The following is a 14,138-nucleotide window of genomic DNA, read 5'->3' as shown; positions in this document are numbered from 1 at the left end:
CAGTGCGGTGAAGCAGTCGTATGCCCTTTTCCCTATGCCCGCGAAATCCCACTCCTTTTAGGGGTGGGATGAGCTTAAGAATTTTTACAGCAACACCTAATTTCTTAGCTGCACGGGCATAGCTAAATATGTCATCTTTAAACCACTCAGTGGTGTAAAAATCACTGGAGTCAGGTTTTGATTGAGATGCATTTGAATTTCTGAAGCTGGTAGAGCTTTCAATCCTTCCATCAAATACTTAACATTAAATGCAATTTCTATATCTTGTCCAGATATTTGGGCAGATATTGACTCTCTACCGCTACCCATTTCTTGAGCTTCACAAGACAATGTAATTTCCTGGGCAGCGCTGTCAATGGTGAGCTTCACTATATTATTCTTTTGATCAGCTAGCACAGCAATTCGCTCCAAAGTGCTTAAGAATTGTCGCCGATCAAGTGTTACTTGTCGCTCAAATTGGCGTGGGATCAGTTGTCGATAAGTAGGATATTGCCCTTCGAGAGTGCGGCTAGTCAATCGTTGATTTTGCCATGCAAATATAACTTGACCTTGATCAAAAGATAAAGCTACAGATTCATCCGACAAGGAATGATGAGCTAACATTCGCTCTAGCTCACGTAAGGCTTTGTTGGGTACTGTGACTTCTAGTTCACTACTGCTGCTCAAAGGACGCTCGTTAATAGTTTCTACGACTGCTAAACGATGTCCATCGGTAGCGGCAAATTCTAGGGTGTCTTGTTTAACTGTTAAATGCACTCCTGTAAGCACCTGTTTAGTTTCATCACCACTGGTAGCAAATAATGAACCTCTTAAACCCTCAATCAATGCGGCGGCTGTTAGCTGAATTGTTTCGGCATTTTCAATTATGGGTAGTTCGGGGAATTCTTCAGCGCTCATGGCTCGCACTTGATAATGCCCATTTTTGGGTGTAAGTGTAACAGTTAAACCTTCTCCTGTTGAGGTTTCGCCTTGTGGAGCTGATTCATCGTCTAAAGTAATTTCTCCTTCTGGAAGACGAGAGGTGATGTCTACAAGTAGTTTAGCGGGAAGAGCGATCGCTCCTCCTTGCCATACCTCAGCGTTAAAACTGGTGCGGATACCCAAGCTGAGATCGAAGGCTGTTAAGCTTACCTGGTTAGTTTGGGCATCTGCTTGTAGCAGCACGTTAGAAAGTACCGGATGTGTCGGTCGTGATGGTACAGCACGGCTGACGAGTGAGAGGTTTGTACTGAGATCGCTTTGAGCGCAAACTAGTTTCATGGTCAGATTCAGCTTGTGAGTGATTATCGTAGCACTCTTGTTGTTACATAGGGGAGTTATGAACATCTAGTGTAGCGATTACTCGCTGTCTGTCAGACTGTCTTGGAAATGCCCAATCCCCATTTTCATGCGTTCTACTTAAAAATATTTTTGTTAGCTAATAGTGGCTGTGGAAATTGTGGAAAACTTTCTGCCAATGTTTGTGCCAGATAGTTTCACAAGCTCATAACTGTGGAAAACTTGTGGAAAAACTAGGTTTTTTTTCCACAGGGTAATTATACTTAATATAATTTTTCTTAAGCAAACATCAGTTTTCCACAAAATTTTCCACAAATATTAATTTTTTTCCACAGGGCAAATAAACTTTAAATAATTTTTATACTTGACTTAATATTCTTAATTGAGTATTTAACTAGCAAGATAAGCGACAATCGGGCTGGCTGTGGAAAACAGAAAATTAACTATCAAGTTGATTTTTTAGAGCGGCTAGCCATGTTGATGCGATCGCTCAGTTGACGTAGTGTGTTTGCTAAAGTGCGATCGTTTTCCCGGAGTTGGGCAATTTTGTCACAACTATAAAGCACAGTTGTATGGTCTTTACCACCAAACTCTTCCCCAATTCTCGGCAAACTCAAATCAGTATGTTGCCGCATTAGATACATACTAATTTGACGTGCCCAGCTAATTTCCCGCCGCCGTGAGTTGCCTTTCAGGTCTTCTATGGAAACATCCAGGGTATCAGCAACAACAGTTAAAATTACCTCTGGAGTAGCTGCTACTTTCTCGCTTGGAGTCTCTAAAACCGGGGAAATACTTTCCACTGTCATAGGTAAACCCCAAATGGAGATATAAGCGAGCGCCCGAATTAAAGCTCCTTCTAATTCCCGAATATTGGAAGTGTAATTAGAGGCGATATACTCAATCACATCACGAGATAGCCGAATATTTTCGTATTCAGCTTTTTTCTGAAGAATTGCCATTCTAGTTTCTAAATCTGGGGGTTGAATATCAGCAATTAAACCCATAGAAAAACGAGAACAAAGGCGTTCTTGTAGCCGAGGAATCTGGTTAGGAGGGCGGTCAGAGGCAATGACTACTTGCTTTCCCGCTTCATGTAAAGTATTAAAAGTATGAAAAAATTCTTCTTGCGTGTACTCTTTACCTTCAAGAAATTGAATATCATCTACTAACAATACATCAGCAGCTCGATAATGCTCTCTAAAACTTTGCATACTATCCTTACGAATAGCTGTAATTAAATCATTAGTAAACTGCTCAGTGGAAACATAAAATATTTTAGAATCAGGACAAATTTCCCAACGATAATGACCAATAGCCTGCATGAGGTGTGTTTTACCTAAACCTACACCACCACATAAAAATAAAGGATTAAACTCTCTACCTGGAGATTCAGCAACTGCCAGTGAAGCAGCATGAGCCATACGACTGTTGGCACCTACAACAAATCGTGAGAACACATACTTAGAGTTTAATTCAGTACTTTTTTGCCTATTTTTAGTACCACTTTCAGAAATATTATTTTGGACAGGCAATTCCCAAGAATCCTCTGTTTCACTAAAATGAGAAACTTCATCACCTTTGGCAACGGTAATGTAAATTTCTACAGAATGCCCAAGAATATCTTGCACGACATTAGCAATCGTGTTGATGTAATACTTTTGTAACCAATTACGCGCAAAAGGGTTAGGAGTGCATATTACCAAACAATTATTTTCTAATCGCTCCGCACTAGCAGTTTTGATCCAAGTTTCAAAAGTAGGGCGTGATAATTCTAGCTGTAAGCGCTCTAGTACCTGACTCCACAGATTGTCTATGGGAATTTCCATTATCTATCACCTTTGCTGCTAATCGTCACAATAGAAGATATAAGCAAGCACTAATTTAGCATTCAGATGCTCTAGACCTGGAACAAGCTTTTAAGTTGTAATCATTTTGGGGCATACCCGGTAGGCACGATCCTACCACCCGCTGACTAACATGGATAAGCAAAGACACATGAAGATAAAAAACCGTATAAGCGAACAACCCCAAAATATTGATACCAAAGATTTACCCCACAGATGGGGAAGAAGCAGCATGATGTTGATGCTACTCAAGGTAAGTGCAGTGGTGTATCTTGGGGGCTGCTCTGTTCTACCTCCTAAAAGCTTGGAAACGCAAAAAAGCGATGCTCAGTCTCAAGTTTCAGCCCAAAGCACAACTGACAACAATCGAGCAATTTTGCCACCGCCAATTCTTTCATCCTCTGACAATCCTAACTTTGTAGTTGGAGTGGTACAAAAGGTAGGAGGTGCTGTAGTTCGCATTGATTCTGCCAGAACCGTATCTTCTCAGACACCGGAAGAATTTGAAGATCCATTTTTTAGAAGGTTTTTCGGAGATAGAATACCATCACAGCCTAGACAACGGGTAGAGCGGGGTAGTGGTTCCGGATTTATCATTAGCTCCTCTGGCCAAATTTTGACCAATTCTCATGTGGTAGACGGTGCTGACACTGTTACCGTTACAGTAAAAGATGGTCGGTCTTTTAACGGCAAAGTTTTGGGAGAAGACCCGGTAACAGATGTTGCTATGATTAAAATTGATGCCAATAACTTGCCAATCTTGTCTGTAGGTAACTCCGATGCTTTGCAGCCAGGAGAAGCAGTAATTGCGATTGGCAATCCATTAGGTTTAAATAATACTGTCACTTCGGGAATTATCAGTGCGACAGGTCGTTCTAGCAGCGACATTGGTGCGAGCGATAAGCGTGTTGATTATATTCAAACTGATGCCGCAATCAACCCTGGTAACTCTGGCGGCCCACTGTTGAATATTCGTGGCGAAGTAATTGGGATGAACACAGCCATTATCCGCGGCGCTCAAGGGTTAGGATTTGCAATTCCCATCAATACTGTACAAAGAATAGCCCAAGAATTAATTACTAACGGTAAGGTTGATCATCCTTATTTGGGCGTTCAAATGGTGACGTTAACACCGGAAATTAAAGAAAGAATCAATAAGGAATTAGGCGATCGCGTTAATCTTACAACAGATGAGGGAGTTCTGTTGGTTAATGTCATACCTCGCTCGCCAGCATCTGTAGGTGGGCTAAGAACGGGCGATGTAATTCGTAGCATTAACAATCAGCCTGTTAGCAAAATTGAAGAAGTACAAAAGTTAGTAGAAAATAGCAAAATTGGTAATCCTTTACAAATGCAAGTGGAACGCAATGGGCAAATTTCTCAATTAGCAGTCACACCCGCACCTTTACCAGTGCGGCGAGAAAGCTAATACCATTTTGGATTTTAGATTTTGGATTGGGAATTGCTTTCTGTGTTTGGCTTGGTGCGAATCCATCTGTCGCATTCTTTTTTCAAATTGGTATAATTCACATCACAATTGCAAATTGAGATAGTATGTAATTAACCATCGTTGCCTACTGACAAATAAATTCCTTGCAATGAATTTATGAAAATGGAACCACAGATGAACATGGATAAATACCGATTAATTATCTGTGTCTCTCTGTGGTTTATAAAATAAAAACCTAGATTTTCGCAACCTATCTCATAACTATTGAAAATTGATTATTTTTGATTTATTAAAGGAGTTTATTTTATGGCTGAATTAGTTCCAATCATTCAACTAGGTAATCCTAGACTGCGCCAAAAAGCGAGTTTAATTGAAGATATTCAAGAGCAGAGTATTCAAAAATTAATTGATGATTTAATAGCAACAGTTGCACAGGCTAACGGTGTGGGAATTGCTGCGCCTCAAATAGCAGAATCTTATCGTTTATTTATTGTGGCTTCCCGCCCTAATCCCAGGTATCCCAACGCCCCACAAATGGAACCTACCGCGATGATCAATCCCAAAATCATTGCTCATTCCACCGAAGTTGTTAAAGGTTGGGAAGGTTGTTTGAGTGTTCCTGGAATTAGAGGTTTAGTTCCCAGGTATCAGGCGATCGCAGTTGAATATACTGACCGCAATGGTAAAATGCAACAGCAAGAATTAACAGATTTTATCGCTCGTATTTTTCAACACGAATATGACCATCTCGATGGCATCGTGTTTGTAGATCGTCTGGAAAGCACCTACGACATGATTACAGAGCAGGAATACCAACAGCGAATACTTAACAATACTTAACCTAATATAGCTCCGAAGAATGAGACTTGATACCAATGGTTCAGGTTATATTTAACCTAATGTTAACCTTCGGATTGGTTCAATTATCGGGTAAATGACCAATACTATTAGTAGTCGCAACAGGTTAAGTCCGCAGCCGCACAAACCTCCTGACTTAATTTCTGCTCAACGCCTCAGCGATGAAATCAAAGGGCACAATCACACCAGCACAACAGTTTCCCACCAAGTGCAACTACCACTAAATGAACTGCGAATTGTTCATGCTACCACAGGGCGCGTGCGAATCCGCACTAATGAGAATAGTTCTAGCGAAAGTCTCAAGGCTATATCCCAATACTTACGGCAGCAGAATGGGGTGAAGGAAGTTGTCGCCAATCAGCAAACAGGCAGTTTGGTGATTAACTTTGATCAAAATCAGTTGTCATTGCCCCAGGTATTGGAAATACTGGCACAATTTGGCATTCGCCAGATTTCTGCTGATTCAGACTCAGCCAGCAACACAGATATTTTTGCTGATTGGAAATCCCTTGATTTTTGGAAAGAACAGACGATTTCGTTTATTCCCTTGATGACAGGGTTGGCAGTAACAGGCGGATTGGGGATCAGCGGTTTGCCGTCGATTCCAGTCTACATGATTACGGCAAATGCAACTCGTTGGGTAATTGACCGTTTTGAACCTCAAGGTACAGCATCAGAAACGAGTAAAGATTCTCAGACAGATTCTGCCACAAAATCCCCAGAAGGTCATTTAACAAATGGGGATCGCAAATCTGTAATCAAAAGTAATACAAGCCCCGAAACTGAATTATCAGCAGTTGTTGACAATAGCGACAGCGCTACATCATTGGGAAAAATCGTCTATAGCGTCGTCCATGCAATACCCGGACGCATCAGGTTTCATGTACCTCAACTCGCGCACGATCGCGCCTATGCGCGGCGACTAGAGAGATTATTGAAAACTGATCCCCAAGTGACAAATGTGCGTTTGAATTATCAAGCAGCATCGATCGCGATTGCCTACGGCACTGCGCGGAGCGCAATCGCCTATCAGCCTGTGGAGATCAGCATATCCCATTGGGTGAGTTTGATGGAATTGGCTTTGCAGACGAACCCACCTACCAATCCCATCCAGACGATAGAACAGCAAACGCCTCCAGAAGAAGTTAGCCAACCAACTGAACCCATAGCCGCAACAATACCTGAGGGAAAAACTTCAGAGAACAATAGTCTATGGGCTGCCATGAAGCCTCCAGCGCTATCTTTCTCTTTAGCGTTTATGGCGAACTTTCCTTTACAGACAGTTTTTGAATAAGAAAGACTGGAGGTAGACAATGGAAGGTTCAGGATCACTACTGGGATCGCATCCCAACCAAGAAACTTCTAGGGAATTTTATAGCATTACCTATGCGCTTCCCGGACAAGTAGGGTTTTGCGTGCCCAGAATTTCCATAGATCGAAAATACAGCCAACGCTTGTTAGCATTGCTGCAAGAGGAACGTGGAATCATCACTCATCAAGTTAATAGGAATGCGGGATCTCTTCTCATTACCTATCAGCCTGGGGAGATGTCAGATGTGGAAATGCGATCGCATTTGGCTAATCTAATTGAATCTGCCAGCAATGCAGCAGTTATAAAGCCTCAGCCTGTCACCGTTCAAACGACTGAGCAACATCCAACAAAAGTAGCTTATAGCATTGCTCATGCCATTCCAGGAAGAGTCAGGTTTCGCGTACCTCAAATAGCTTCAGATCCCAAATACGTCCAACGCTTGGAAAGCTTACTCCAAGAAGATCCAGCAGTGACAAGTGAGCGAGTCAATCGGGATGCAGCATCAATTGTGATCACCTATAAAACTGGAATCCTTAAAGATTCCCACAAGCGAATGCAAAGCGTCTTACAAGCAGCGCTATCTCATTTAGAGAGTCTGATTCAATCTGCCAGCGATCGCGTAGCGCGCCCTACTGCCCAACCGCACTCCTTGCGGTTGCCTCAAAACAAAGCTTTGAGGAAGCCTGTTCTAGAAGAACAGGCTTGGCAGTATACGGGCGATCGCACAATCACAAACAAGCACGCAACCAGCAGAATTTAACACATCCAAATAGCCATTAGCGAACCAATCTCATTAGATTGGGGGCTATTTTGCTCTCTTGAGCCAAAGTTATCAAGTTTCATCTATCTGTATGAGAGGAAAGGAATGGGAAAATCAACAGTTCAATTAGCATCGCCTCCTACTCAAATACTGCCAGAGACTTTCAGCAAGTATAATGGCAAAGTTCCCGCTAACAAAAAAGGACACATCCACACCCAGCTTCCCAAAGTGTCCTACAGCATTGTTCATGTAATTCGCGGTAGGGTGCGGTTTCGTGTGCCTCGGTTACGCCATGACGCAAACTATACTCAGCGTCTCCAAGCCTTGCTGGAAGCAGATCCCCTGATCACAAGTGTCAGGATCAAGCCGGCGGCGGCGTCGCTAGTTGTAACTTATCAATCCAGCCAAATCTTAGAGTCCGAGATTCGATCGCATTTAATTTATATGATCGTGGCTGCTAGCGATTCCACAATCGTTTTGACAGTTGCAAATAAATCATCCACTTCCCAAGCGTCAACTGAGACAGAAAACTCTTGGCCTGGATTACAACTTTCTACTATTGCTACTAGTTTAGCGGTGCTGGGGGGGCCGTTAGGATTACCAATTCCGCCACTCATAGTGGCGGGAACAATCGCCCTAGCTACATTACCCGTTTTTCAAAGAGCATTTGTAGGGATTACAACCCAGCGAAAACTGACAATTGACTTTTTGGATTTGATGGCGATCGCTATTACCACCGTCCAAGGTCATTTTCTCACGCCATCGTTGATGCTGAGTTTAATTGAAGTTGGCGAGAACATCCGCGATCGCACTGCTCGTTCTTCCAAACTCCAAACCCTAGATTTACTCAGTTCTCTGGGACAGTTTGTCTGGGTAGAACGCAATGGCGAAAAGCAACAGATTGCCATTCAAGAAGTGCTGCGAGGTGATACAGTTATTGTTTATCCTGGCGAACAAGTTCCAGTTGATGGCACTATTCTGCGGGGTAAAGCATTACTCGATGAGCAGAAACTCACTGGTGAGTCGATGCCAGTCTTAAAAAGAAAAGGACAAGCCGTATTTGCTTCTACCTTAGTGCGTGAAGGACGAATTTATATCCAGGCAGAATGGATAGGCAATGATACCCGCGCTGGACAGAGTATTAAATTAATGCAAGAAGCGCCTGTCCACGATACCCGCATGGAAAACTATGCGACGAAAATTGCCGAAAGAGCAGTTGTGCCAACTTTGCTACTTGGGGGAGCAGTATTTGCCGCAACCCGGAACCCAATACGCGCGGCCAGTGTGTTAACTCTAGACTTTGCTACAGGAATTCGGGTATCCGTGCCAACGACAGTTTTAGCAGCACTGACTTATGCTGCACGTCATGGCATTCTGATCCGCAGTGGACGGGCATTAGAACAACTAGCAGCAGTTGACACAATTGTATTTGATAAGACAGGAACCCTGACTAGAGGGGAAGTGACTGTTGTTGATGTTGAAAGCCTCAATCCGGCAGTATCAACCATGCGGGTACTAGAACTAGCAGCAGCCGCAGAACAACGTCTGACACACCCAGTAGCCGAGGCCATCATTCGCTATGCCGAAGCCAAACAAGTGACAATTCCTGACCGTGAAAAGTGGGAATATCAACTCGGTTTAGGAGTACAAGCCAAGATTGATGGCGAGACTGTTTACGTAGGTAGCGATCGCTTTTTGCGTCAGCAAGGCATTGAGATGACAGAGCAAAATGGGCATCTCAAGCAGTCAGGTTCAATGATTTATGTAGCTAGCAATGGACAACTTCTAGGTAGAATTAAATATAGTGATATTCTCCGCCAAGAAAGTCGGGAAGTAATTACCCAGTTGTTGACAGTCGAAGGTGTAGAAGTTCATATGCTCACCGGAGACAACAAGCAAACAGCTAAGGCTGTTGCTGAGGATCTGGGTATTTCCCCGGCAAATACTCATGCAGAAGCTTTCCCAGAACAAAAAGCCGTAGTTGTTCGTAGGTTACACGAACAAGGCAAGACAGTTGCATTTGTAGGCGACGGCATCAATGATTCGCCAGCCTTAGCTTATGCTGATGTTTCCGTGTCCTTCGCCAATGGTTCGGAGATTGCCCGCGAGACAGCAGACGTAGTGTTGATGCAGAATGATTTGTATGGTTTATTAGAAGCGCTCGCGATCGCTCGCAAAGCCCAGCAATTGATTCGGCAAAACACAGGTATTGTTGCCATTCCTAACTTAGGAGCATTAATAATAGCCGTTTTCTTTGGTCTTAACCCCCTAGCGGCAACAGTAGTCAACAACGGTTCCACCGTAGTGGCTGGCGTAAACGGTTTACGCCCAATTCTGAAACATTCGCCCCACAAAACTCTACCGGCGGCAAGATGAAGTCAAGACTGCTATTTGTTTACGGTAAAGGGCTTTCTTACAAGTTTCCAAATTTACTGGAGGTAATTTAACTATGGCACCTAAAATCACTGATTTTGTTGAAGATGCAGGCGCTCCCGGAATTATAGCCGGAATTGGAGCGGTACTGCTAGCACCTGTCCTACTTCCTGTTGTCGCAGGAATTGGTAAACCATTAGCTAAGACATTGATCAAAGGCGGACTTGTTGCCTTTGAAAAAAGCAAAGGAGCCTTTGCCGAACTGGGAGAAACTTGGGAAGACATGGTAGCCGAAGCACGGGCAGAAATTGCCGAAGACAGAGAAACCCCAGCATTTGAAGCTGCCCACACTACTGGCGACAACACTCCAGATAATGGTGTGTAAATCTGTCAGTTTCTCATCAGCAAGATAAACCTCGTCTGAACCTTGAGATGGGCTAAATACCCATCTCATCAATAGTTGTATGCAACCACAGATAAATATCTGTATGCATCGGTGTTTATCTGTGGTTCCAAATTATAAATCCAAAATCCGAAGAAGGAGGGCAGTTGTGTGAGTACAAATAATCATGGCAATCTCACCTATATGCCGAAAACTATGGAACAAGCAACCTTAAAAACCTTACATAAACCAATATCTACAAAAATAGTTAGTGATACTCCAGGGCGGCTAAGGTTGAGAGTTGCACCGCGCGATCGCTCTTCTGGGAAAATGCAACAAATTGCCAATTTACTAGAAGCACAACCTAACATTAGCCAGGTCAAAACTAATATTGCTCATGGTAGTATTCTCATCAATCACGATGGACAAGCCGACAGTTTAAAAAATTTGTTGGCAACATTACAAGATATAGGAATTATTTTTGCAGATATTACTGAAAGTAACTCTGAGGCAGCAGTGGGTGTTTCAAGTGCAGTTGTTGACTTAAACAAACGAGTTCAACAAACAACAAACGGTGTTGTCGATCTGCGCTTTATGTTTCCCTTAGGACTGAGTATCCTGGCTGTGAGGCAATTGCTTGCGAAAGGTCTGCAATTTGAAACGATTCCTTGGTATGTTATGGCGTGGTATGCCTTCGATAGCTTTATTAAATTGAACAACGCGAAACAACCACAAGCCAACAGCGATTATAGGCGATCGCAAGACGCGCCCTATGCCTGAGCGCAAGTATTGCGCTCCCCTAGGCTGCGCTTGGGGCAATGCAAACGAAGTTTGCATTGAGGCATATACGGGCGATCGCAACCAGTTAATGCAGATATCGGATAACTAATAAGTATTGCCAAGCTTCAAGGAATGAACAACCGACCAACTCCGATATAGTTGTCAATGTCTAGAATAATCTCGATCAAGCGCTCAACACATCGCTCTCGATAGTCGACACTCATCCAGGCGTTCAAGATCAGCAATTGTAACTACAGGAAATGAATCAGTGCTGTTTTCCTCCCGGATGGCTTGTTCTAAAGAGTCTTCACCTTTCATGTTTCGATTTGCTGTAAGGATCATCATTTGGTTGGCTTGAGCATAATTCCAAACAATCCGGTCGCTACTATCCATTGATAAACCAGCTTCCCTAAAGGTTACGAAATCGACAGCGATCAACTCAAGCCAACCGCCCTTTGCCAAAATTCCCAGGAAAATCAGCGCATATCCATCAAGATTGGAATCTACCAAGAAGGTCATGGCTTGTGTGAAGCGTGTTTGGCTTTTTGCTCCTCAAGCTTTGCCCAGAGAGTTTCTTGGCCAGGTTTATGTGGTATTGTCGCAATACGGGCTAAATGTTCGCGGTTACGCTCTTCCCAATACTGGCGAATTTCTTCTCTAGTTTGCAACACTTCCTGATATTCAGCTTCTACCTGAGTAGAATTTGCTTTGATGTAAGACAGAGCAGCATTAATTTGTTCATCTGTAAGATTAAATTTGTCACGAATTAATTTAGGTGGATACTGAGCTTTGAGAAAATCCATTACATCATAGAGCGTGATGCGAGTTCCTGCGATCGCCAGCCCCCGTTCTGTACGAATGATGGCTGTTTGTCCATTCGATGCCAGAGTCATACCTTTAGCTCCTGGAAAACTGACTCTATGTTACCCTGCACAAAAAGCATGATGAGCAACTGCTCATCCTGTAGCACTGTGGTTTAGTAATAGTCATCAGCGATCGCTCCTACTGCAAGTAGATGGTCAAAACGCTCTAATCAAAGCCAAAGTAAGAAACCATACCGTAGAATTTCTTACTAATGGTTGTTAAGCCCAGCTATATCAATGCTTTCAGTCACCAATGCTGTACACTATTCTTGCGAAGCATTGGCAACGCTAAACCTTTACTACAAACGATTGATAGCCTTTAGTTTGAAACCGTTTCTTAACTGGCTTTCTTACTTTCTTACTTTCTTACTTAGGCTGGCTCCTACAGATCAGAGTATATGCTCTACTCTGCACCATTGAAATCTAGTTTATTAAATTCATGCAAAATGTGTTGCCGCAGCAATTAAGCATTAATATACCCAAAGGGTAGCGTCAGTCCCACGTGATCTCTGCTTAAACAGTTAACTGTACAGGCTTTACTCCTTGGCGCAACTGTATCTGTCGTTTCAGCCAAGACTGTCGAAGAGGCTGACGAAGCAGAGGAGCTAGCTTACTGACTACTAATCGCAGTAGTGCGCTTTTACCGAGTAGTTCAGCCTGAGCCGCTTCTTGACTTTGTAGTTGCTGCACACGAACAATCTCTGGCAGTCTAAGCATTAATATACCCAAAGGGTAGCGTCAGTCCCACGTGATCTCTGCTTAAACAGTTAACTGTACAGGCTTTACTCCTTGGCGCAACTGTATCTGTCGTTTCAGCCAAGACTGTCGAAGAGGCTGACGAAGCAGAGGAGCTAGCTTACTGACTACTAATCGCAGTAGTGCGCTTTTACCGAGTAGTTCAGCCTGAGCCGCTTCTTGACTTTGTAGTTGCTGCACACGAACAATCTCTGGCAGTCGCTGTGCTTGAATCTGCGGCAACATTGCATCAATATTCGTATGCCCTAAGTTGGAGCGTAATACCGGAACCAGATAGTTAGCTGCAACAATCACATCACGTAAAGCCATATTGATACCTTGGGCGCGGATAGGCGACATGGGATGAGCAGCATCGCCTAAGAGCAATAAACCCGGTACGTACCAGCGCGGACAGTGCCCGACTACAACTGACAACAACACAGGTCGCTCAATGGTTTGTGCATTTTGCCGGAAATGTTCTGCTAGCCAAGGCGGTGATACTGACGCCAGCATTTTTGGCCAATCGACTTGCTTCCAATCAGTGGAGGAACCCTCATGAAGCGACCAGCCCAATTGGAGATTACCTTCTGCTCCTTGAAATAAACCAAATGCATGACTACGATGAAGAATCGAATAAAATACATTCTCAAACTCAAAATTTGGACTATTTGTCAATTTGAACCATAAAACGTCGAAAGTTTTAGAATGATGTTCCAAAGGTAAATTTGCACGCTGCCGAACAATGGAATTACGGCCATCTGCCCCAATGACTAAAGCGGCATCAATAGAACGCTCATCACCTAGTTTCACACCCCTCACCCGTTTCTCACTCCACAGCAAATCCTGTACAGGCACACTTTGTATCAACTCAAAATTGGAATAAGTGCTTGCTTCTGCAATCAGTGCTTGGAGTAGAGCTGGCTGTGAAACAAGAGTCGTGGGCTTGCCACCAATTTCAATTGGTTCATCAACTCGAAACAGTAAGCGGTTGTCGATTAAAAACTGCCAAGCATCCAAGGCGCGATGGGGAATGCGTTCTAACATGGGCAATAATCCCATTTGTTCAAGAGCATCTAACCCGCTAGGCATCAACCCTTCACCGCGAAAAACTCGACGGAAGTTACGAGATGCTTCAATCAGCTTCACCGCGATACCACGTTTGACAAACAGAAGTGCAAGTGTTGCACCAGTCGGGCCAGCCCCAACAATTACAACTTGAGTCATCACTTTTTTACTGAAGTTGATAATTTTAGAATAACAACCCTGACAGCAGTTCTGGTCATATTCCAGGGTTTGCTTCATTCATGATTTTGCAATTACCTCTAACTATTGTCTGTTTTTTCAAAATCCAGTTTCGTTTAATTCGCTACCTTATGTATTTGGCTTACGGAGAGTAGCTGAGTGTATCAAGCCCACAAACAACGTTTGACAAAAATTTGGGTGATTACAGCAGTTTTCAATTGAGTAGATTACAAATCTAGTAAACTTAAAGACGCAGTA

General features: G+C 43.3%; 13 protein-coding genes and 1 pseudogene. 8 read left to right on the top strand and 6 right to left on the bottom strand.

The window, feature by feature from the left end; all coding sequences use genetic code 11:
• Positions 1-96 precede the first annotated feature (96 nt).
• The gene (gene dnaN / locus AC5JL8_RS29025; RefSeq protein WP_495883147.1) at positions 97-1,260 is read right to left on the bottom strand and encodes a DNA polymerase III subunit beta; all 1,164 of its coding nucleotides are present in this window, start codon (positions 1,258-1,260) and stop codon (positions 97-99) included.
• 464 nt (positions 1,261-1,724) lie between these two features.
• Positions 1,725-3,107, bottom strand: coding sequence for a chromosomal replication initiator protein DnaA (dnaA, locus tag AC5JL8_RS29020; RefSeq protein WP_495883146.1), 1,383 nt, complete (start codon positions 3,105-3,107; stop codon positions 1,725-1,727).
• A gap of 169 nt (positions 3,108-3,276) precedes the next feature.
• On the opposite strand from dnaA, the gene AC5JL8_RS29015 reads away from it, so the two are divergent.
• The 7 genes from AC5JL8_RS29015 to AC5JL8_RS28985 all read left to right on the top strand — a co-directional run bounded on the left by AC5JL8_RS29015 (position 3,277) and on the right by AC5JL8_RS28985 (position 11,040).
• Positions 3,277-4,554 (top strand): HhoA/HhoB/HtrA family serine endopeptidase, encoded by a 1,278-nt coding sequence (locus AC5JL8_RS29015; RefSeq protein WP_495883145.1) that lies wholly within the window; start codon positions 3,277-3,279, stop codon positions 4,552-4,554.
• Positions 4,555-4,881: 327 nt separating this feature from the next.
• Positions 4,882-5,415: a peptide deformylase gene (gene def / locus AC5JL8_RS29010; RefSeq protein WP_495883144.1), complete on the top strand. Its 534-nt coding sequence runs from the start codon at positions 4,882-4,884 to the stop codon at positions 5,413-5,415.
• Between the two features lie 94 nt (positions 5,416-5,509).
• On the top strand, positions 5,510-6,727 hold the full coding sequence (locus AC5JL8_RS29005) for an HMA2 domain-containing protein (protein ID WP_495883143.1): 1,218 nt from the start codon (positions 5,510-5,512) through the stop codon (positions 6,725-6,727).
• 19 nt (positions 6,728-6,746) lie between these two features.
• Positions 6,747-7,505, top strand: coding sequence for an HMA2 domain-containing protein (locus AC5JL8_RS29000; RefSeq protein WP_495883142.1), 759 nt, complete (start codon positions 6,747-6,749; stop codon positions 7,503-7,505).
• Positions 7,506-7,610: 105 nt separating this feature from the next.
• Positions 7,611-9,881 (top strand): heavy metal translocating P-type ATPase, encoded by a 2,271-nt coding sequence (locus AC5JL8_RS28995; RefSeq protein ID WP_495883141.1) that lies wholly within the window; start codon positions 7,611-7,613, stop codon positions 9,879-9,881.
• Positions 9,882-9,954: 73 nt separating this feature from the next.
• Positions 9,955-10,263 (top strand): DUF5132 domain-containing protein, encoded by a 309-nt coding sequence (locus tag AC5JL8_RS28990; RefSeq protein WP_495883140.1) that lies wholly within the window; start codon positions 9,955-9,957, stop codon positions 10,261-10,263.
• A 168-nt stretch (positions 10,264-10,431) separates the two neighbouring features.
• Positions 10,432-11,040 (top strand): HMA2 domain-containing protein, encoded by a 609-nt coding sequence (locus tag AC5JL8_RS28985; protein WP_495883139.1) that lies wholly within the window; start codon positions 10,432-10,434, stop codon positions 11,038-11,040.
• Positions 11,041-11,165: 125 nt separating this feature from the next.
• Here the strand turns inward: AC5JL8_RS28985 and AC5JL8_RS28980 are convergent.
• The 4 genes and pseudogenes from AC5JL8_RS28980 to AC5JL8_RS28965 form a co-directional block, all read right to left on the bottom strand.
• Positions 11,166-11,559, bottom strand: a pseudogene (locus tag AC5JL8_RS28980) (DUF5615 family PIN-like protein).
• On the bottom strand, positions 11,556-11,933 hold the full coding sequence (locus tag AC5JL8_RS28975) for a DUF433 domain-containing protein (RefSeq protein ID WP_495883138.1): 378 nt from the start codon (positions 11,931-11,933) through the stop codon (positions 11,556-11,558). The pseudogene AC5JL8_RS28980 and the gene AC5JL8_RS28975 overlap by 4 nt, the downstream one beginning before the upstream one ends.
• A gap of 483 nt (positions 11,934-12,416) precedes the next feature.
• Positions 12,417-12,620 carry a hypothetical protein gene (locus AC5JL8_RS28970; RefSeq protein ID WP_495883137.1) on the bottom strand — a complete coding sequence of 68 codons (204 nt, stop codon included), beginning with the start codon at positions 12,618-12,620 and terminating at the stop codon, positions 12,417-12,419.
• 42 nt (positions 12,621-12,662) lie between these two features.
• Positions 12,663-13,862 (bottom strand): FAD-dependent monooxygenase, encoded by a 1,200-nt coding sequence (locus AC5JL8_RS28965; RefSeq protein ID WP_495883136.1) that lies wholly within the window; start codon positions 13,860-13,862, stop codon positions 12,663-12,665.
• A gap of 76 nt (positions 13,863-13,938) precedes the next feature.
• Between AC5JL8_RS28965 and AC5JL8_RS28960 the strand changes: the two genes are divergently transcribed.
• Positions 13,939-14,067 carry a hypothetical protein gene (locus AC5JL8_RS28960; RefSeq protein WP_495883160.1) on the top strand — a complete coding sequence of 43 codons (129 nt, stop codon included), beginning with the start codon at positions 13,939-13,941 and terminating at the stop codon, positions 14,065-14,067.
• Positions 14,068-14,138: the final 71 nt, after the last annotated feature.

This window comes from Mojavia sp. (assembly GCF_059505145.1).
Note: the sequence above shows the minus strand (reverse complement) of the source record. Positions and strands in the feature narration are given on the sequence as shown.